The sequence below is a fragment of the Candidatus Accumulibacter contiguus genome, from assembly GCF_036625285.1.
In the GTDB taxonomy this organism is placed as follows: domain Bacteria; phylum Pseudomonadota; class Gammaproteobacteria; order Burkholderiales; family Rhodocyclaceae; genus Accumulibacter; species Accumulibacter contiguus.
The window spans coordinates 281,815-300,552 of the sequence record NZ_JAZKUC010000001.1 but is presented as its reverse complement, the minus strand read 5'-3'; the positions used below and the strand labels follow the sequence as shown (position 1 = coordinate 300,552).

Annotated in this window: 18 protein-coding genes, 1 tRNA gene and 5 pseudogenes; 9 read left to right on the top strand and 15 right to left on the bottom strand. The window is 62.6% G+C overall.

The features are described from left to right. Positions 1-26 precede the first annotated feature (26 nt). Positions 27-71 (bottom strand): annotated as a pseudogene (locus V5B59_RS26050) (hypothetical protein); the annotation flags it as partial. A gap of 499 nt (positions 72-570) precedes the next feature. Here V5B59_RS26050 and V5B59_RS01485 point away from each other — a divergent pair. Next, positions 571-852: a hypothetical protein gene (locus V5B59_RS01485; RefSeq protein ID WP_169070385.1), complete on the top strand. Its 282-nt coding sequence runs from the start codon at positions 571-573 to the stop codon at positions 850-852. Here V5B59_RS01485 and V5B59_RS01480 read toward each other — a convergent pair. Then, entirely contained in the window at positions 825-1,616 is a 792-nt protein-coding gene (locus tag V5B59_RS01480) for an NAD(P)-dependent oxidoreductase (RefSeq protein ID WP_169070386.1), read from the bottom strand. The genes V5B59_RS01485 and V5B59_RS01480 overlap by 28 nt on opposite strands. A gap of 247 nt (positions 1,617-1,863) precedes the next feature. Between V5B59_RS01480 and V5B59_RS01475 the strand changes: the two are divergent. Further along, positions 1,864-2,142 (top strand): annotated as a pseudogene (locus tag V5B59_RS01475) (OsmC family peroxiredoxin); the annotation flags it as partial. A 62-nt stretch (positions 2,143-2,204) separates the two neighbouring features. On the opposite strand, the gene V5B59_RS01470 reads toward V5B59_RS01475, so the two are convergent. Beyond that, positions 2,205-2,933: a formylglycine-generating enzyme family protein gene (locus V5B59_RS01470; protein ID WP_169070388.1), complete on the bottom strand. Its 729-nt coding sequence runs from the start codon at positions 2,931-2,933 to the stop codon at positions 2,205-2,207. A 373-nt stretch (positions 2,934-3,306) separates the two neighbouring features. Here V5B59_RS01470 and V5B59_RS01465 point away from each other — a divergent pair, with 373 nt between their 5' ends. Next, a complete protein-coding gene (locus V5B59_RS01465; RefSeq protein WP_169070389.1) occupies positions 3,307-3,864 on the top strand; it encodes a septal ring lytic transglycosylase RlpA family protein in 558 nt (185 codons plus the stop codon). A 68-nt stretch (positions 3,865-3,932) separates the two neighbouring features. Here the strand turns inward: V5B59_RS01465 and V5B59_RS01460 are convergent. Together V5B59_RS01460 and V5B59_RS01455 are read right to left on the bottom strand one after the other, a co-directional pair. Then, a pseudogene (locus tag V5B59_RS01460) lies at positions 3,933-4,181 on the bottom strand (hypothetical protein); the annotation flags it as partial. A gap of 30 nt (positions 4,182-4,211) precedes the next feature. After that, positions 4,212-4,769 carry a hypothetical protein gene (locus V5B59_RS01455; protein ID WP_034913244.1) on the bottom strand — a complete coding sequence of 186 codons (558 nt, stop codon included), beginning with the start codon at positions 4,767-4,769 and terminating at the stop codon, positions 4,212-4,214. 545 nt (positions 4,770-5,314) lie between these two features. Between V5B59_RS01455 and V5B59_RS01450 the strand changes: the two are divergent. From V5B59_RS01450 to V5B59_RS01435, 4 genes and pseudogenes are all read left to right on the top strand, one after another. Continuing rightward, positions 5,315-5,825 (top strand): annotated as a pseudogene (locus V5B59_RS01450) (CoA-transferase); the annotation flags it as partial. Positions 5,826-5,837: 12 nt separating this feature from the next. After that, positions 5,838-7,031 (top strand): MFS transporter, encoded by a 1,194-nt coding sequence (locus V5B59_RS01445; protein ID WP_169070390.1) that lies wholly within the window; start codon positions 5,838-5,840, stop codon positions 7,029-7,031. 192 nt (positions 7,032-7,223) lie between these two features. Continuing rightward, the gene (locus tag V5B59_RS01440) at positions 7,224-7,454 is read left to right on the top strand and encodes a type II toxin-antitoxin system Phd/YefM family antitoxin (RefSeq protein ID WP_034909459.1); all 231 of its coding nucleotides are present in this window, start codon (positions 7,224-7,226) and stop codon (positions 7,452-7,454) included. Between the two features lies 1 nt (position 7,455). Further along, positions 7,456-7,854, top strand: coding sequence for a PIN domain-containing protein (locus V5B59_RS01435; protein ID WP_169070391.1), 399 nt, complete (start codon positions 7,456-7,458; stop codon positions 7,852-7,854). 271 nt (positions 7,855-8,125) lie between these two features. Here the strand turns inward: V5B59_RS01435 and V5B59_RS01430 are convergent. The 7 genes and pseudogenes from V5B59_RS01430 to V5B59_RS01400 form a co-directional block, all read right to left on the bottom strand. Beyond that, positions 8,126-8,722 (bottom strand): annotated as a pseudogene (locus V5B59_RS01430) (DEAD/DEAH box helicase); the annotation flags it as partial. Positions 8,723-8,752: 30 nt separating this feature from the next. Further along, positions 8,753-9,559, bottom strand: coding sequence for a phosphate ABC transporter ATP-binding protein (locus V5B59_RS01425; RefSeq protein ID WP_169070392.1), 807 nt, complete (start codon positions 9,557-9,559; stop codon positions 8,753-8,755). An 83-nt stretch (positions 9,560-9,642) separates the two neighbouring features. Next, positions 9,643-10,455: a phosphate ABC transporter ATP-binding protein gene (locus V5B59_RS01420; protein WP_211203382.1), complete on the bottom strand. Its 813-nt coding sequence runs from the start codon at positions 10,453-10,455 to the stop codon at positions 9,643-9,645. Further along, positions 10,449-11,339 (bottom strand): phosphate ABC transporter permease PstA, encoded by an 891-nt coding sequence (gene pstA, locus V5B59_RS01415; RefSeq protein WP_169070393.1) that lies wholly within the window; start codon positions 11,337-11,339, stop codon positions 10,449-10,451. The genes V5B59_RS01420 and pstA overlap by 7 nt, the downstream gene beginning before the upstream one ends. 3 nt (positions 11,340-11,342) lie before the next feature. After that, positions 11,343-12,293 carry a phosphate ABC transporter permease subunit PstC gene (pstC, locus tag V5B59_RS01410; RefSeq protein ID WP_169070394.1) on the bottom strand — a complete coding sequence of 317 codons (951 nt, stop codon included), beginning with the start codon at positions 12,291-12,293 and terminating at the stop codon, positions 11,343-11,345. Position 12,294: 1 nt separating this feature from the next. Further along, the gene (locus V5B59_RS01405) at positions 12,295-13,359 is read right to left on the bottom strand and encodes a PhoU domain-containing protein (protein WP_332351475.1); all 1,065 of its coding nucleotides are present in this window, start codon (positions 13,357-13,359) and stop codon (positions 12,295-12,297) included. A 77-nt stretch (positions 13,360-13,436) separates the two neighbouring features. Next, on the bottom strand, positions 13,437-14,312 hold the full coding sequence (locus V5B59_RS01400) for a phosphate ABC transporter substrate-binding protein (protein ID WP_169070396.1): 876 nt from the start codon (positions 14,310-14,312) through the stop codon (positions 13,437-13,439). Between the two features lie 268 nt (positions 14,313-14,580). On the opposite strand from V5B59_RS01400, the gene V5B59_RS01395 reads away from it, so the two are divergent. Continuing rightward, complete coding sequence (locus tag V5B59_RS01395) at positions 14,581-16,164, top strand: sensor histidine kinase (protein ID WP_332351472.1); 1,584 nt, start codon at positions 14,581-14,583, stop codon at positions 16,162-16,164. After that, positions 16,154-16,777: a response regulator transcription factor gene (locus tag V5B59_RS01390; protein ID WP_169070398.1), complete on the top strand. Its 624-nt coding sequence runs from the start codon at positions 16,154-16,156 to the stop codon at positions 16,775-16,777. The genes V5B59_RS01395 and V5B59_RS01390 overlap by 11 nt, the downstream gene beginning before the upstream one ends. Positions 16,778-16,862: 85 nt before the next feature. On the opposite strand, the gene V5B59_RS01385 is transcribed toward V5B59_RS01390, so the two are convergent. The 3 genes from V5B59_RS01385 to V5B59_RS01375 all read right to left on the bottom strand — a co-directional run bounded on the left by V5B59_RS01385 (position 16,863) and on the right by V5B59_RS01375 (position 18,705). Continuing rightward, a tRNA-Gly gene (locus V5B59_RS01385) sits at positions 16,863-16,936 on the bottom strand. 93 nt (positions 16,937-17,029) lie between these two features. Further along, a complete protein-coding gene (trmB, locus tag V5B59_RS01380; protein WP_169070399.1) occupies positions 17,030-17,710 on the bottom strand; it encodes a tRNA (guanine(46)-N(7))-methyltransferase TrmB in 681 nt (226 codons plus the stop codon). A gap of 11 nt (positions 17,711-17,721) precedes the next feature. Further along, positions 17,722-18,705, bottom strand: coding sequence for a tRNA dihydrouridine synthase (locus tag V5B59_RS01375; protein ID WP_034918398.1), 984 nt, complete (start codon positions 18,703-18,705; stop codon positions 17,722-17,724). Between the last annotated feature and the right edge of the window lie 33 nt (positions 18,706-18,738).

Below are 18,738 nucleotides of genomic sequence, written 5' to 3'. Positions count from 1 at the left end.
CGATGCCGATGTCGGCGCGGCGGCGGAATCAGCGCCGCCAGACGCTCGAACCGTTCGAGCGGCGTGAGCATCAGGCTCGCCCGATTGTGGGGCATACCGGTAGTGGCCAATGTTTCGGGCTTGGGACGGACGTTTATCGCCGGCGCTTAACACCCATCAGTTTATATGTACTATTTGAGGCTATGCAAATGACACGCTGAGGAGGCGATCGAGATGGGTTCAGTGCGAACGTTGGCGGACGAGATCCGGAAAGGGATGGAGGGGATGATGCCCTGGTTGCGGAAGACGGTGCTCAAGAAGTTGCCGCGAATACGGCGGTATTGGCGGCGATGCTGCCGCTGGACTTGGCGCGTGAGGATATGCGGCAGCAATGGCTACGACGCCTCCTGTCGACGGGTGAGCTGCGCAGTGATCGCGAGTTGGAGCCTTTTGCCCGAGAATCTCTGCAGATGGCCAGTAGTAGCGGTCAGACGGTCCTCCTGTCGATGGACCAAACGGATCTGTCGATTCAAATCGCGCGGCTTTGGATGGGAGAAGACCCACCTCGAACAGGCGGATCGCCTGGACAAGATGCTGCTGATCATGGCCCTGGCTTTGCACTGGTGTGTCCGCATTGGCCGTCAGGATCAACTGGAGTGCCCGACCCCTCTGGAAAAGAAAGCCCAGGAGCAGACCTCGGACGAGCACTGGAGTGTAAAGAAAATGCTCCGTAGTCGTCTCTCCTGGTTCAACCGGGGTCTGAGAAAGCTCTATCGGCTTGTCGAGAGCGGCTTGCCATTGCCTGCATTTTCGGCGTCTCCATATCATCTCTGCCGTAAGGCGGCTCAATTGCCCCAGGCTTCGATGACCTGATCGAGCCCTGCCCGGTAGTCAGGAAACTTCGGCTTCCATCCCGGCACGCGCGGCGTCGGTGTTCGAGGTGGCATCGGGAGAGCGGCTTGCTGCATGTGCTCTTCGCAAATGATCACTCTGGCCAGCGGCTTCGACCACAATGGCAGATGCAGTGGGGCTCGCCGCCCGACGCGATTCGCAAACGCATCCATCAGCCGCATGAACGAAGCCGCGACACCATCGGTAGCGTAGAGTATTTTTCCGACGTTTCGTGGTCTGGCTGCGGCGAGCAGCGCAGAGGCGGCATCGAACTGATGGAGGTGATACTGCGGTGCATCGGGTGGCCCAGACCAGTACGGCCGCCAGAGACTAAAGGCAGTGCGATAGGCGCGCAGATCATCGCTCTCCGGGCCGTACAGATAGCCGAGGCGCACGACACAGGCAGGTGCCTGACTCGACAGGACCAGCGCTTCGCATTCGAGGATGGCCTCGACCGAAGATCGCAGCGGTTCGTGCAGCTTGGCCCCATGCTCGACGGCATGCACGAAGGCGAAACTGGCGTGGACTAGTATTGGCGAGGCCCCAGCGCTGGCAGAGCGTACCGCGCGGTGGGTTCCGGCCAGCGTCAGGCGGGCGAAGTCCTTCCAGGCATGGCCGTCGTGCAGGAGCGTGTTTGCCTGCTGTCCAGCAAGGTTGATGTGGATGTTTTCGATGGCGCCCGTCGCCCGCTGCCGCTCGAGGATGGCCTCTAACTCGGAGCACGTTCCGGTGGTCGATATTTTCATGGCCTCGTTTCAAGGTTACAGGGGACTGGTCACCAGTTCCTGGCAGACCTCTGGCGCCGGTCGGTAGCGAGTACGTCGGTGGGGTAGGATCGTATTGGGCCCTCGCGAGAGTCATGCGTCTGCGCAGTGTGCACGTTTGCATGGCTCACCCGTGCTGTCGGTGCGATAGCAAACAGACGGTGCTTCCGTGCGCCGCTAGACTTGCTTGGCAAGCCAGCTGCCAAACCCGGTAAAAAGGAGAAAGAACATGATTGAAAAGACCGCCAGCGTTCATTGGGAAGGCCAGGGCAAGAAGGGCCTGGGCACGATCAGCACCGAGACCGGTGCGCTGAACCAATACCCCTATGGTTTTGCCAGCCGCTTCGAGGATGCCCGAGCCGGCACCAACCCCGAGGAAATTCTTGCTGCAGCTCACGCTGCCTGCTTCACGATGGCGTTTTCGTTCGCCTGTGAGAAAGCGGGATTGGCGACTACCAACGTGGATACCACGGCCAGTGTGCGTCTGTCCAAACAGAGCGAAGGTTTTGTCAGCTTGACCGCCTTTTTCATTGGCGGCGGATGGCTGGACGATCGGTAGAAAACCGCGGGTCAGCGAATTGGACCAGACGACACCAGACGAAAACCGGCGTTATCGACCCGCTCGCTGGGGTCGTTCCAGTTGCGTTCGGCGCTGCGCACGGCGTCGGGGTTGCCATACCACGATCCCCCTCGCAGGACGCGGGCGTCGCCACTGGTATCGGCCTCGGCCTGCTGCGGGTGGTCGTGCTTGTTGAGACACCATTCCCAGACGTTGCCGGCCAGGTCGAGCACGCCTTCTTTCGAGGCGCCCTGCGGATAGGCGCCAACCTCAGTGGTGTGCTCGAGCTTCTGGCCGCCGGGGCTATCCCAGGTCTCGTTGATGTTGGCGTAGCCCGTGCTGTAATCGTCGCCCCAGGGAAAGGCACGCCCATCGCGGCCGCGGGCCGCACGTTCCCATTCCTCTTCGCTCGGCAGTCGCACGGTGTAGCCGAGTTGCTCGCTGAGCCAACGACTGAACGCCACAGCCTCGTACCAGTTGACGCTGGTGCATGGCCGTGTCGCCTGCGGCCAGCGCGACTCTTGTGGCTGCGTGCGCTCGATTCCTTGCCACCAGCGCTCGTCGTCATAGCCGCCGGCGTCGATGAAGGCCTGGTAGCGCACATTGGTAACCGGGTAGCGTGCCATATAGAAAGTCGGCAGCGAGCGGCTCTTTCCTTCCTGGTAGATATAGTCGCCGCCGGGGATTTCGACCCAATCGATGTCGGGCAGCGCACGGGGTGGGGCGGGAAAAGTAGTCATGGTCAGGCGTACTCGTTGGGATGGGTGAGCCCGATCATACCCGCAGTCCATCTTCTTGTTTGCGCGCTACCGTACAGAATGAATCGAATTCAATCCATATCCTTGTGACCGTAAATGCTGAACTTGCAGGCAAGGCGATCTCGACCAACCACAACAAAGGGCGGCGATCTACCTCTACCGGCGAGATGGCGTTTGATCCGGCTGTTGGCGTATCGCGACAGATAGGCGTTTTTGAGGATGTGGTACACCTTCGCCCGCTTACCACATCGCCTTTGCCGACGAGACGATTGACGCGACTCTGGGCCTGTGACGCAAATCGATGTCAAGTCCGGCGCGCCCAATCACCATCACCCCCTCAAGGAGCATTGACAACATGCCGAAGTTCTCCCGATTCAATAGATCCGCCATGTTTGTGATCGTCTGGAGCGTCGGCGTCGGCGCGATTTTGTTGGCACCCCATGCTCATGCCGTAGGGAGCCCCGCACCACAGGAACCGGTGTCGTCACGGCATGCCAAGGCGCTAGCCAGGCCCAACCCTGATCTGTCGGGCCATAAGCGAGTTGGTGAAGCTTCGTTCTATTCGAAAAAGTCTACAGGTAAAAAGATGGCGGACGGCACTGCAATGAGGCCGCACGGTAGCAACGCGGCAAGCAAGACGCTACCGCTCGGCACCACCGCCAAGGTCACCAACATCGACACCGGACAGAGCGCGGTCGTCACCATTCAAGACCGTGGGCCGCATGTGAATGGGCGGATAGTGGATCTCTCGCCGTCCACGGCGCAGAAGATCGGGATCACGCGAGACGAAGGCGTGGCCAAGGTGGAGGTCGCCCCAATCTCGGTCCCGATGCCGGACGGCAGTGTGAAATCCGGCGTCGCGGCACAGGACACCAAGACAGACGCGCGCCCCTCCAGCGTTCGAGCCAAGTGACGATCTGAGTATGAGTCCTGAGTTTCCCGCCTAAGCGGCCGTGAACTATCGGGGGGTGCGCAAGCGGATCACCGCCAACGGTCATGCCGGACTGACCGACAGACAGCACGGTCATTGGCGACCACCCCAGGATGGATCAGGATGCCGCCGAGCAGCCCGGCGGGTCGTCGCAATCGTCCGCCACCAGAATAGCCCTTGCTGTCGAGGATATCGACCGTCCCGTCGCTGAAGTGCAGGTCGATGTCGAGGACAAGGGCTTTCCTGATCTTTCCCTCGTTCCTGAGTTTTTCCAAGGCGATGGCCATGTTGTTGAAGTAGCAGAAGCCCCACGAGTCGTGAACGAGGAACTACAGGCCAAGCCGTCCCTGCGCCCTGAACGCCTTGTCGAGCAACTCGGAACCCCATGCCTGCAGGTGGTCGACAGCGCCTGACGCATAGCCGGCCGGTTGTACTCCGGTGGCGTCCCGCCAGATTCCTGCTACCTCGGACGGCGTGAGCAGACGGGCCAAGCCATCCGCGAACTGCAGCGTCGCCTGGAATTCATCCGGCCAGTGATTGCCCGAAGCATAACGATACCCAACGTAGGAAATTTCGTGCAATGCGTCGCGCGCTTCGAGCGCCGACCACAATTCGTCAGCGGCGCAAGCAAAGGCACTGCCATCCGGCAGCGGTAGCAGCTTGGCCGAACGCTCCTGCCGATTCGCGATGCGCAAAGAGAAGCCAAGCATGTGGAGCCCTTTCTCCCGCAACGCGGGAAGAACTCTGTTCTCAATCAGCCAGGAATCGACGTGGCAGGTTCCCGCCATGATCAGCCGAAGGAATTCGCCATCACCAGCGCTCGCCGATCGGGCCTGAGACAGGAGTGAGCCGGCGCTTTGTGGCCAGTCGAGGGTCAATATGTTCATGGATTTCTCCGTCAGGTCAGCCGCCGATAGGGGACGACGGAAGGTTTCCGAGTAGCGCGATTGTAGGGCCGAATCCGATTGCCAGGTAGCCTCGCGACTGCCGATAGCTGCGTGAGTTGCCCGCATGGTCACTGTTTGCCGAGAAGAGTTACAACCAGCATTGAGTCCGTCCTGGCGTGCACTTGCAGGCGTCGACCGCGAACAGGGGATGGACGAGTCAAACGCTGGTTCGGGAATCCGGTCGTGCCAGGGGCCCGGTTCGAAGTCGGGTGCACAGCGCCGAAGGGGCGACTGCCAGGTATTGGGAGTATCCTGTTGCAAGGTAGACCTGAGCACGCGGGTGGAGCTTCATCGACCCGTCTCGGCGCGCTGATGTTGCTGTTGGTGGGCGTCGGGGCATCGGCAGCAACGCTCACGCTGTCAAGCAATCGTACTGGTCGGCTTGGCGACCGCGGCGACGCGGCAAGTACCGCCGCGCTGATACTCCCGTCGCTCAGGCCTTCAGCGCGGAATCAAATCATGAACGTGATCGGGAGGAAATAGGCATGCGCAGCAAGATCGTTACCGCCGACGAAGCGATCGCCCTGATCCGCGACGGCGATACCCTGGCCAGTACCGGCTTCGTCCAGACCGGCTTCACCGAGGCCTTGCTGTCGGCACTCGAGCACTGCTTCCTCACCACCGGCAGCCCAAGGAACCTGGCCTTGTTCGCCGCCGCCGGCCAGGGCGACGGCAAGACCCTGGGGCTCAATCACCTGGGCCACGAGGGGCTGTTGCGCCGGGTGGTGGCCGGCCACTGGGGCCGCATGCCGACGGTGGCGAAACTGGCACTCGACAACCGCATCCAGGCGTACAACCTGCCCCAGGGAATCATCTGCCAGCTGTTCCGGAATCTGGCACAGCAACGGCATCGTCATAGCCCAGGTCGAACGGATCGCCGAGCACAGCGGGCTGCCGCCACGCCAGGTCAAGATTCCGGGCATTCTGGTCGATTGCGTGGTCGTGGCTGAACCGGCCCAGCACATGCAGACCCTGGCCACCCAGTACAACGCCGCCTAAGCCGGACTGATGTTCAAGGCCCTGGGTGCACTACCGCGCACGGTCTGGCTGATCGGCTTGATCAGCCTGGTCAACGACGGTGCGAGCGAAATGCTCTATCCACTGGTACCGCTCTACCTGTCATCGGTACTGATGGCCGGACCGCGCGCCATGGGAATCATCGAGGGTGTCGCCGAAGCGACGGCCAGCCTGCTCAAGCTCTTTTCCGGCGTGATCGTCGATCGCACCCGCCGCGCCAAGCCATGGATCGTTTTCGGCTACGGCTTGGCAGGCCTCGGACGGCCGCTGATCGCCTTCGTCAGCAGTTGGCCGTGGCTGCTGGCGATCCGCTTTGCAGATCGTGTTGGCAAGGGTCTGCGCAGTTCGCCGCGCGATGCACTGCTCGCTGCCAGCGTCGACGACGGACACCGTGGCCTGGCCTTCGGAGTACACCGGGCGATGGACAACGCGGGGGCGGTGGTCGGTCCACTGGTGGCAGCGCTGCTGCTGGCGTCGGAGGTAGCGCTTAGGGACATCTTTTTGTGGTCGGTGATTCCGGCGGTCGGGTGTCTTGCCCTGACCTTGATGATTCACGAACCGCCGACCCGGGAGCCGCTCGATCACAGCTCCTTCGATTGGCGTCTCGCTGGAATGCCGCCAGTCTTCAAGCGCTATCTGGTCGTTGTCGCCCTGTTCACCCTGGGCAACTCATCCAACATGTTCCTGCTGCTGCGCGCGCGGCAACTCGGCGTTCCCGAGGCACAGATCCCGCTGCTCTGGGCGGCCGTCTCGGCAGTGGCGATGATCTTCTCGACGCCGCTGTCCGCCCTCTCCGATCGAGTGGGCCGCGTGCGCCTGCTGGCGGGCGGCTACGTGGCCTACGGCTTCTTCTACGTTGGCCTGGGCCTGATCGCCGACGACGGTGTGCTGCTGTTCGCGCTCTTTGCGTTCTACGGCCTGTTCATGGCGGCGACCGAGGGTGTGGAAAAGGCGCTGGTGGCAGACATTGCCCCCGCTGCGCGCCGGGGGTCGGCTTTCGGGTGGTTCAATCTGACGGCAGGCGCCTTCCTGCTGCCTGCCTCGATGATGTTTGGCTGGCTCTACGAAACGGCTTCCCCGTTGGCCGCGTTCTTGCTGTCCGGCGCCTGCGCATTCCTGGCGGCGGGCTTGCTGCTGTGCTGGCTTCGACGCGAGCGACCTGCAGCGGGCAAGGCGCCGGGATGACGCCGACCGAGCCTGCTCCTGGCGCCTTGCCGCGCCCGGCGAGTCAGGCGCGCGAGTGCATGGGGCGGGGTCTGGCAGGTCTGGGGCGGGAATGGCAGCCCACGGGAATATTCTGACATCCCGTGCAAACGAGGATTGACATCGCCTCATCGAAGGGTATTATGACCACTTGGTCATAATTTAAGGTTGATGATGCGTACTGTCCAAGTCGCCGAAGCCAAAGCAAAATTCTCCGCGCTCCTTGCCGCCGTCGAAGCCGGGGAGGAAATCTCCATCACTCGCCATGGCAAAATCGTGGCGCGCATCGTGCCAGACACCCCGCGTATGGCCGCGGATGTCTTCCGATCCTGCTGGGAAGATACGGATGTCGACTTGGAAGCCCCGGCAGACATGCTCCCGGAGCCGACTCCGGATTGGGATTGACATGCGCTACCTGCTTGACACCAACATTTTTATCGCAGGCATGAAGGGCGTGGAACAGATACGCAACAAACTGGAAACAACGCCTCTGTCCGAACTCATACTCTCGCCCGTAGTGTTGGGTGAACTGGGGCACGGCGTGGAAAAAAGCCTGCATCGAGAGAAAAACGCCGCACGCCTCGCCCGCATGGTGGACGGACTCCAACTCGTCGCCTTGGACGCCGGAACCAGCCGTCATTACGGCATCATTCGGGAGACGCTGGAACGTCAGGGCATGCCCATTGGCGCCAATGATTATTGGATTGCAGCCCAGGCAGTGGCTTTACGTGCTGTGCTAGTCACGGACAACCTGCGCGAGTTCTCCAGAGTGCCGGGGCTTATGGTTGAGAATTGGTTGGCTTAAACGCGTAGCAATCCTGGTCTGCTCCTACGCCTCTGCACGAGATCCATGAGGAGGCATTCCCCCGCAGGAATTGTCTCTACGCATACCTCCCGATCCGGAGTCGCCGACCTGGCTTTCGAGAACAATGTCGAAGCCTTGATGCTGGTTCGCCGCTTTGATCGACGGGGAGAAGATGTTCAAGAAAATTCTGATCGCCAACCGTGGCGAGACGACCACCGAGCCGTTGCGCACATAGGTACGTCCGCGCGGCAGGCGGTTCTCGTAGTCACTGCGAGAGGAGGAAGAACGGCGGACCAAACTCACGCTGGAAGGCTTCGGCCAGCGACTGGCGCGCCTTCACCGGTGTTCCGCCATGCAGCACCAGGCCTGGTCGGCCAAAGATCTCCTGCAGGAATCCCGCCAGCGGGCCGGTCATCTCCTGGAACTGGGTGAACACCAGGACTTTCTCCTGGCGCGCCGCGATGGCTTCGGCCAATTCACGCAGGCGCGAGAACTTGCCGCTGTCGCCGGGTGCGTAGGCGCCGTCACCGAGCCATTGCGAGGGGTGGTTGCAGATCTGCTTGAAGCGCATCAGGAAGGCGAGCACCACGCCGCGTCGCTGGATGCCGTCGAGCGTTTCGATCTGCTGCGCCAGCGTCGCCACCGACTCCTGGTAGAGGGCGGCCTGCATCCGGGTCAGCGGGCAGTAGGCCTTGAGTTCGGTTTTGTCGGGCAGATCAGCGATGATCTGCCGGTCGCTCTTCAGACGCCGCAGAATGTAGGGCTGCACGAGCTTGCGCAGCGGCGCGTAACCGGCCTGCTGGTCCTCTGCGAGGCGGCGCGCGAATCGGCTGAACGCCTGCGCTGAGCCGAGCAGTCCCGGACAGATGATCAAGGAGACGCCGGGTCCCACGATCGTCTATCCGTACCGCCCTTCGATGTAGTCCGCGGTTTCCTTGTGCGCCGGGGTGACGAACATTTCATCGGTGCGCGCATGCTCGACCACCTTGCCCATCAGCATGAACACGCACTCTTCGCTGGCGCGTCTGGCCTGCGCCATGTTGTGGGTGACGATGAGAATCGTATACTGGCCGCGCAGTTCCCAAAGCAGTTCCTCGACCGCTTCGGTGCCCTTGGGATCGAGCGCCGAGCAGGGCTCGTCCATCAACAGCATCTTCGGCTTCACCGGCAGCAGGCGCGCGATGCAGAGTTTCTGCTGTTCCTCCAGGGAGAGTTCGGTCGCCTTGCGCTTCAGTTGGTCCTTCACCTTGTCCCACAGCAGCACCTGACGCAGCGACTGCTCGACGATCTCGTCCGGAGTGCCCTGGTGTACGTCGCCGCCACCCTTGGCATGCAAGCGGTGACTGAAGAGGATATTGTCACGGATCGAAATGGGTAGCGGATTCGGTCGCTGAAAAACCATCCCCACCTGTTTGCGCACCTGCACCAGCTCGACCTGGGGGTCGTAAATGTTCTCGCCCATGACCTGGATGCTGCCCTCGATACGAACGTAGCCGAGGCGCTCGTTGATGCGGTTGACGCTGCGCAGGAAGGTGCTCTTGCCGCATCCGGAAGGCCCGATCATCGAGGTGATCATGCCTTGGCGAATGCGCAGATCGACGTCGTAGAGCGCCTGAAAGGTTCCGTACCACAGGTTCAGTCCCTGGCTGTCGATCGCGTACTGGTGCGTCGGCTGCGGGAGCGCAGCGGTCTGGTCGGTATTCATCTTGCATCGTGTCCTTGGTAGGAAATACTGGAATCGGCGGGGAATCGGCGCGCGTGCGCTGCTTGCCCGCCGGCGCCGTCCGGCTAGCCGAATCTTCCCTCGACGTAGTCGCGCGTGCGCTGGTCTTTTACCTCGCCGGTGAACAGGTCTTCGGTGACGCCAACCTCGACACACTCGCCGTTGAGAAAGAAGGCTGTTCGATCGGCGAGGCGCCGCGCTTGCTGCACCAGATTGGTGACCAGGAGAATCGTCACTTCCTGTCGCAATTCCTTGAGAACGTCCTCGATGCGCATCGTGGTGACCGGATCGACGGCGATCGAGAACTCGTCGAGCATCAACAGATCGGGTTCCTGCGACAGCGCTCTGGCGATCGTCAGACGCTGTTGTTGACCACCCGACAGCAGGCTGCCGAGGGCCTGCAAGCGATCCTTGACTTCGTCCCAGAGGGCCGCGCGGGTCAGACAGCGCTGCACGATGACGTCCAGGTCCGCCTTGTTGTTGATCCCGCGCAGCCGCGGCGACAGGGCTACGTTGTCGTATACCGTCATCGGCAGACCCACCGGCAGCGGAAAGACGACGCCGATGCGGCTGCGCAGGGCATAGATGTTTTTCAATCGACTCGTATCGCGACCGTTGAAACGGATCTCGCCGTCCACCTTCATCCCCGAGGTGAATACATCCATCCGGTTGATCGCCTTGAGCAGTGAGGTCTTGCCGGCGTTGGCCGGACCGATGATGCCGAAGATCTCGTGCTCTCGGACGGCCAGATTGACTCCTCGCAGCGCCACAGCGTTGCCATAGCGGATGGTCAGGTTCCTGATCTCGAGCTTGTGCGGGAAGTTGTCGGCCGGTGCCGCGCTGTCGCTGGCCACCGCCGCTGCGCTGGAACTCACCATTTCTTTTTCCCCCTGAGCCACATGCGGAAAGCGATCGAGACGCTGTTCATGGTCAGGACCAGGGCGATCAGCACCAACGCGATGCCGAAGGGGACCTGTTCGGCGATCTCCGGCACCTGCGTCGCCGCGACGAACAGGTGCAGGGACAGGGCCATCGTCTGATCGAAAACGCTTTGCGGCAGGAACGGCGTAAAGAAGACGGCGCCGGTGAACATGATCGGTGCCGTTTCGCCGGCCGTTCGCGAGACCTCGAGAATGACCCCGGTAAGGATGCCGGTGATCGAGTTCGGCAGGACCACGCGGCGGATCGTTTGCCAGCGCGTCGCCCCCATGTTCCAGCAGGCCTCGCGGAAGGCCTGCGGCACCGCCTGCAGCGACTCGCGCGTGGCGACGATGACCACCGGCATGGTCATCACCGCGAGCGTCAGACTGGCAGCCAGGATACTGGTGCCGAACTTGAAGAAGAGGACGAAGGCGCCGAGCCCGAACAGGGCATGGACGATCGACGGAACGCCGGCGAGATTGATGATCGCCAGGTTGATTGTCCGGGTGAACCAGTTGTCACCGGCGTACTCGCTGAGGTAGATCGCCGCGAAGATGCCGATCGGCACGGACAGGAGCAGCGCGACCGTCACCAGCCAGATGGTCCCGAGCAGCGCCGGAAACAGGCCGCCGGTACGCATGCCGTCGGTCGGCGCAGTCAGCAGGAACTCCCAGGAGATCGCTGCGCCGCCCTTCACCACCAGGGTGCCGAGGATGAGCAGCACGGGCGTGATGAGGAGCAGGGTCATCAGCCCGAAGAGCAGCCGATAGCGTCTCTGCACGCGCTCGTTGTGCTGGTTCAGATCGCTGGCCTGAAACATCGTTGGATTGGCGGTGGCCATGGCTTACCCCTTGCGTATGCCGCGCACGATCAGATCGGCGCTCAGATTGATGATGAAGGTGACGAGAAAGAGGAAGATGCCGATGGTGAACAGCACCTGGTAGTGCTCGCCGCCGACGACCGCCTCACCGAGTTCGGCGGCGATCGTCGCGGTGAGCGCACGCACCGAGTCGAAGATGCTGTCCGGAATGTTCACCGCATGGCCGGTGGCCATCAGCACCGCCATCGTTTCCCCGAAGCCACGACCGACACCGAGCAGCACGCCGCCGAGCAGGCCGTTCTTCGCCGCCGGCAGCACCACCTTGTAGATCACCTGCCAGCGAGTCGCGCCCATCGCTTCGGCGGCCTCGCGATAGCGGTCGGGAACGGCCTTCAGGGCATCCTCGGCGATCGACGTCATGATCGGCGCCGCCATCAGGCCGAGGATGATGCCGGCGTTGAGCACGCAGAGGCCGACCGGAATGTCGAACCACTTGATGAGCAGCGGATTCATGATCACCAGGCCGATGAAGCCCCAGACCACCGACGGGATCGCTGCCAGCAGTTCGACCAGCACCTTGAGCACCTCGCGCGTCTTGCCGCTGGCAAACTCGGCGATGAAGATGGCGGCGCCGAGCGAGAACGGCACCGCGACCAGCATCGCCAGGCCGGTGACGCTGGCCGTGCCGGCCATCAGCGCGAGGATGCCGTACTCCGGATCCTCGGCGTCGCTGGGCGACCAGTAGGGGGTGAGGAAGAACTCGCGGAAGTCCATCTTCTCGAAAACGAAGCCGATTCCTTCCTTGGTGACGAAGAAGAAGATGCCGAGCACGAAGAGGATGGCCGAGATGCCGCAGACGAAGACGATGCCGGCAAGCAGCTTGTCGACGTACCAGTCGGGGTCACGGCGGTCGAAATCCTCGGCCATGCGGGCGTCGGTGGCGCGGTTGCGCAGCGCCTGCGTCGTGGTGCCCATCTCAGTTGGCCTCCTCGCCACGCAGAACCGTCATCAGATTGCTGACCTGCAGGGCGATCTCCCGACTGAGGATGCGCAGATCAGGCGGCACGCTACCGGGTCGGGTGACTTCCCACTCGAGCGCCACGGTATGGAAAGGAATCTGCTCGACGTACGACTTGACCGGCCCCTGCAGGCTGACGATGATCTGGAAGGCAGCGAACTCCTGATGGTGCGCCGGGATCGCTTGCGGCCGGTGGTTGCCGAGGTCGATTCCCAGTTCCTGCAGCAAGGCAATCGACTGGGGATCGGTGACACCGGCCGTCCGGCCGCGACTGTGGTACTCGCCAACCTCCGGGAAGTTCTTGCGCGCAATCGCCTCGGCGATCGGGCCGAGAAGGCTGTTGTCCTCGTCGACAAAGAGGATACGGAAGAACTTTGGCCCCTTGGGTTGGCCGGTGACCGCGAAAACCGTGTCTTCACAGATGTTCTTGGCCTGATCGGAAACCCGTTCGAGGGCGTTGAAAACCGACAGGAAAGCGAACAGATCCTTGACACTCGATTGACCGCCGGCACCGATCAGGTCGTCGAAGGCCATGTCGAAGGTCCGCTCGACCTGGTCGGCGATGACCATCGTCGCCTTTGCCTTGTCGGCGTTGCCTTCGAGGAAGGCATCGACGGCCTGCTTCAGCATCTGCCGCGATTCGCCGGCCATCAGCTCGATCTCACGCTGGAGTAGCCCCTGCGGCGGGCGCGGGACCTGCACCGCCTCGCGGCAGATCGTCACCGCATAGTCGCCGATGCGCTCGAGAGCGACATTGGCATGGACGACGGCGCCCATCAGGCGCAGGTGACTGCCGGTCGGCAGGTGCACGCCGATGAAGGCCATGCGCATGCGATCCAGTTCGTTGCTGACGGCGTTGATCCGGTTGTCGGCGAGAACCGTGGCGTAGGCAAGCCGGTCGTCGTCAGCCAGCAGCGCGTGCACGGCATCGTCGAGAGCCTTCTCGACGAGTCCGGCGAGCAGGCCGACCTGTTGCTTGATCCGGGACAGATCTCTTTCGAGACGTTCTTCGTAATGACTCATCGCTGGCTTCTTCCTCAGGCGCAGGAACACGGGCTTGGCGGGGTGCCGGTGGCGTGCCGGCGCCCGCCGCAAACGACTTACTTGCAGGTGACTTTCTTGATCGGTGCGTAACCTTCCTTCTCGATGATGCACTGGCCGGTGTTGCTCTTGATCCAGTCCATGTACTTCTTCACCTCGCCGGTCGGCTCGCCGTTGGTGTACATGAACAGCGGCCGGGCGATCGGATAGGTGCCGTCGAAAGCGGTCTGCTCGGTCGGCTTGACGCAGGGTTTGCCGGCTGCCGGAGCGACGCACAGCGCCTTCATGTGGTCGGTGACGTACGCCAGGCCGCTGTAGCCGATCGCACACGGCGTCTTCTCGACGAGGTCGGCAACGTCCTTGGAGCCGTGCATGTCGAGCGTGCCCTGACGGAACTTGCCCTTTTCACCGAGCACGGCCTCCTTGAAATAGGCGTAGGTACCGGAGTTGTTCTGTCGGCTGACGACGACGATCTCGCCCTTGCAGCCCGGAATGGTGATGCCGAGATCGCTCCACTTGCTGGCGCCACCGTCGCGTCCGTAGATCTTGGCCAGATCGGTAACCGTGATCGAGTCGGCCGGGAATTTCTTGTTGACGAAGATGGCGAGCGCGTCATAGCCGATGATGTGTTCGACCGGCTGCCGGCCCTTCGCCTGCGCCTCCTTGATTTCTTTCTCCGACATCTTGCGGCTGGAGTTGGCGATGTCGACGGTGCCGTTGATCATCGCCGCAATGCCGGTGCCCGAACCGCCGCCGGAAACCGCCACCGCCACCTTTGGATTGACCTTGCCGTACTGTTCGGCCAGCGACTGGGCCGCATTGACGAGGGTGTCCGAGCCCTTGTTCTGGATCTCGGTTCTGGCGGATGCGCCAGCGGCGGCCATCGCGCCGAGAGTCAGGACGGCAAGCTTGCGCAACATCGAGCGAGAGGTCATCTGTAGTTTCTCCGGGTGGTAGTGGGTAACGGAAATCGTTGCCTGCTGATGACAGGACCAGCCATCATTGCAGGCTTCTGCGCGGCTGAAAATTAGGGCGGCAACGTAAGTGATCCTGCCAGCGTGGTGAGCACCGGGTCGTTCATAGACTGACGCATTAGCAGGCATCCGGGGCAGTGGTAAGGGAAACCCTTACGGAATTTTTACATACCCAAACCGCCGCGGCGCGGGCACAATGGGGCCTCAATCAACCCGCACGGCTCCCCACATGCCGAAATCGGCGACACTGCTGCTCGGTTGGCGCGAAACCTTGCTGCTCCTTGTCGGCTATCTCGCGCTCGACTGGGCGAGTCACATCCATCCCCTGCACGGTCTCGATGTCACGCCATGGAGCCCGGCACCGGCGCTTGGCCTGCTTTTTCTCGTGCGCCACGGCGGCAGAGCCGTGCCACCGCTGGCGCTGGCGATTCTGGCCGCCGATGCCTGGGTGCGCGACTTGCCGCTACCCTGGCCCCTCGCCTGCGGCCTCGCCGTACAGCTCAGCGCCGGTTATTGGATGGTGGCGACGCTTCTGCGACGGCGCCTGGGCAGTAAAGGGATGTTTGCCGATCGCCGTGGCCTGATCGACTGGGTCACCATCGCGGTCATTGGCACCCTGCTCAACAGCCTGCTGTTCATTGCCGCTCTGAACCTGGCCGGCTTCCTGCCAACAGCAGAAGCAGTCGAGGTTTTCCTGCACGACTGGCTGGGCGACGTCGTCGGTGTCCTGATTTCCATGCCCCTGCTGGCCATGCTGCTCGAAGCGCGCGCTCGAGCCCGCTTGCGCCGGCTGCTGCTGGGCCGGGAATCGCTGAGTCTGGTGAGTACCGGCGGCATCCTTGCGCTGGCCTTCGTCGTCGGCGAGATGACCGAGTTCAAGTACTTCCCGGTGTTGTTTCTGCCGATCGCCTGGTCAGCCGCCAGGCAAGGGCTGGCAGGTGCCGTACTGACCATCAGTCTGACCCAGGCAGGCGTGATCGTGGCTGGCCGCCTGCTCGGTCTTTCTGCCTTCACCCTGCTCGAGCTTGAAGTCCTCATCGTCGTCCTTGCCCTGTCGGGCTTCTTCATCGGCGTCGTGGTCGACGAGAAGCAGCGGCTGACCGCCGAACTGCAACAGACGCTGCGCCTCGCCGCTGCCGGCGAAATGGCCGGCGCGCTGTCACACGAACTGCATCAGCCGCTGACCGCCCTGCTGGCATACACCCGGGCGTCCCAGCAGTTGCTCGCCCAGGGCGAAAGCGGCGAGCGCTTGCGCGAGGTGATCGATCGCATCGTCGCCGAATCGCAGCGTGCGGCCGATGTGGTCAGTCGCCTGCGTGACTTCTTTCGTACCGGCACGACGCGACTCGAGCGCATCTGGCTGCGCGACATCCTGTCCTCGGTGGCGGCGCGTTTCTCCGCGCAGGCGAAGCAGCAGGAAATCGAACTGCTGCTCCATCCGGCTTCACCTTGCGCGCTTTGGGCAGATCGACTGCAGTTCGAAGTGGTCCTGCGCAACCTGCTTGCCAACGCCCTGGAGGCGGCTGTCGAGCGTCCGCCAAGTGAGCGTCGGGTGCGCATTTCGGCGCGTCAGGAAGGCGCCGGCCGTGTCTGTGTCACGATCGAGGACAGTGGTTCCGGCGTCGCGGAGGATATGCTGGAGCAGTTGTTCGAAGCGTTTCATTCATCAAAGGCAAGCGGTCTTGGCCTTGGTCTCGCCATCAGCCGGGCGATCATCGAGGCGCACGGCGGCAGTCTTTGGGCCGAAGCAGCCGATCACGGCGTGTTCAAACTGGTCCTTCCCCTGGAGGAAAAAGCCGTTCATGGTACCTAGCCCGAATACCGTATTCATCATCGAGGACGACCAATCGGTGCGCGACGCACTGGGGCTTCTGCTCGGCCTGCAGGGCTTTTCGGTGGCACTGTTTGCCGACGCCGAGAGCTTCCTTGCCGCCCGCCGCCCCGACTGGTATGGGTGTCTGCTGATCGACATTCGCATGCCGGGAATGGATGGACTGACTCTGCAGAAGCGCCTCCTGGAGAGCGGCTGCTGGCTGCCGGCGATTGTAATGACCGGCCACGGTGACGTCGAGTCGGCGCGGCAGGCGTTTCGCGCGCGGGCAGTCGACTTCCTCGAGAAGCCGATCGACCACGACAAGCTCCTGCGGGCGATCGACGAGGCCTTCAGTCGCCAGAGCGCGTCGCAGGAGCACCGCCATCGCCAGAAAGAAGCTGCGCGCTTGTTGGCGAACCTGACGCCCCGCGAAAAGGAAGTGATGGAACAAGTCGTAGCCGGCCGGCACAACCGCGAAATCGCGCGCGCACTCGACATCAGCCCGCGTACCGTCGAGGTGCACAAGGCGAGACTGCTGGCCAAGTTGGAAGTCAGCAGTATCGCCGATCTGGTTCGACTGAGTCTGCAAAACCGCGACACCGGCCAAGGCTGATTCTTCGGGCGTTCCCGGCGGTCGTTGACAGACAGGAAACTTCACCAGCAGCCGGAGTGCATGGCCCCATCACCTGCGGTCAAGATGGAGCGGACGAAGGGAATCGAACCCTCGGCTCTAGCTTGGGAAGCTAGGGTATTACCATTATACGACGTCCGCCAGGAGCGCTATTCTACGACGCTTGTGCTCATCTCCACAACGAGGAATCTCTCGTAGCCAGGGTTTTCGACCCGCAGTCCGTAAATGCCGACCTCAAGCCAGATCGATGATGGTACGGAACAGGCGATGACCCGAAGCCAGGTACTTGCGTTCGAAGGGGGTCATCGGTGGATCCGGAAAGTACTGGTCGATCAGCGCTGGGCGTTGCGTCATTTGCTGCACCGCGAAGCAGAATTCCGCCAGGTAGACCGGCCAGTTGCTCCGACACTCAAGCATCCCTCCGAGCCCGAGCAGGGCCGGAAAAACCGGATGGCCATGCCAGCGTCGGCTCAGGTGGGCAATCTTCGGCCACGGATTGGGATAAAGCAGGTAATGACGATCGAGCCGAATACCCGCGGTGTGCAGCAAGCGCCAGTAATCGACGACGTCGGCACGCACCAGATCGAGGTTGGATGGCCAGGCGGAACCGCCCTGTTGGTCACGCTGGCCGCGCGCCAGCCGTACTGCCGACTGGTCCACCCCGATCACATAATGGTCCGGAAACGCTCTGGCAAGAATCAGGCTGCTCTCCCCTACCCCACAGCATGAGTCGAGGATCAATGGCGTCCCCGGTGCCGCGTACTGAAAACGCTGCAGGCTCGCCACGAACGCGACACGATTGTAGTCGGCATACGGCTTGCGAAAAGGCGTGCCGGCATGGCGATCGAGCAGCATCGACAAATGCGGATGAATGCCGTTCTGGGCGCTCGCAGGAACGCGGGAGTTGCCGTACATCGATTGATCCGCTAGACGACCGGCGGCAGCACCGGCACGCCGTGTCGCAGCAGTTCGCGCGTGACCTCAGCGACGTCGCGCAGCGACCGAACCGCGATGAACAGTGCCTCGGCTTCGACGAAATTCCGTCGCAGCGCCCGCAGCCAGAGCTTGAGGCGACCCGGCGCCTGGCGTGCCGAGACCTTGGCACAGACCTGCTGCCAGTAAGAAGCCAGCATCGGTAGCAGTCGCTGCCAGTCGCGCGAACGATCGCTAGCGATCACCTCGCCGGCCGCCAGCGCACGAATGCGCTGGGCGAGAAAAGGATCGGCGACCGCACCACGCCCGATCATCACGTCCTGGCTAGCGCTGACCTTGCAGCAGCGGCAATGGTCGTCGGTGGTCCATACTTCGCCGTTGGCGATCACTGGCTGCTGCACGACCTCACTGATGCGCGCCACCCATTCCCAGTGCGCTGGAGGTCGATACGCTTCGGCCTTGGTGCGTGCATGCACCACCAGCGACACGATGCCGCCCGCAGCCAGCGCCCGCGCACAATCCAGCGTCCGCGCCGTATCGCGGATACCGAGCCGCATCTTGGCGCTGAACGGAATCGCCGGCGGGATCACTCGCCTGACCGCAGTAGCGATGCGAAATAGTCGTTCGGGATCGGCGAGCAAGGAAGCGCCGCCCCCGTGGCGATTGACCGTTGGTGCCGGGCAACCGAAGTTGAGATCGATTCCCGCCGGCGACAGTTCGACCAGTTGTGCGGCGTTCTCTGCCAGACAGGCCGGGTCACTGCCAAGCAGTTGCACGGCCACCGGCGTACCCGCCCGCGTGCGGCTGGCATGCGCGAGTTCGGGACAGATGCGGCGGAAGGCCCGTATCGGCAGCAGGCTGCCCGACACGCGAATGAATTCGCTCACCGCCAGATCGTAGGCCGCCATACGCGTCAGTACGTCACGCAGAACGTCATCGACCAGACCCTCCATTGGTGCCAGCAGCAGTTTTCCCATGTGCTATGCGTATTCTTGATTCTTGGCCCGGTT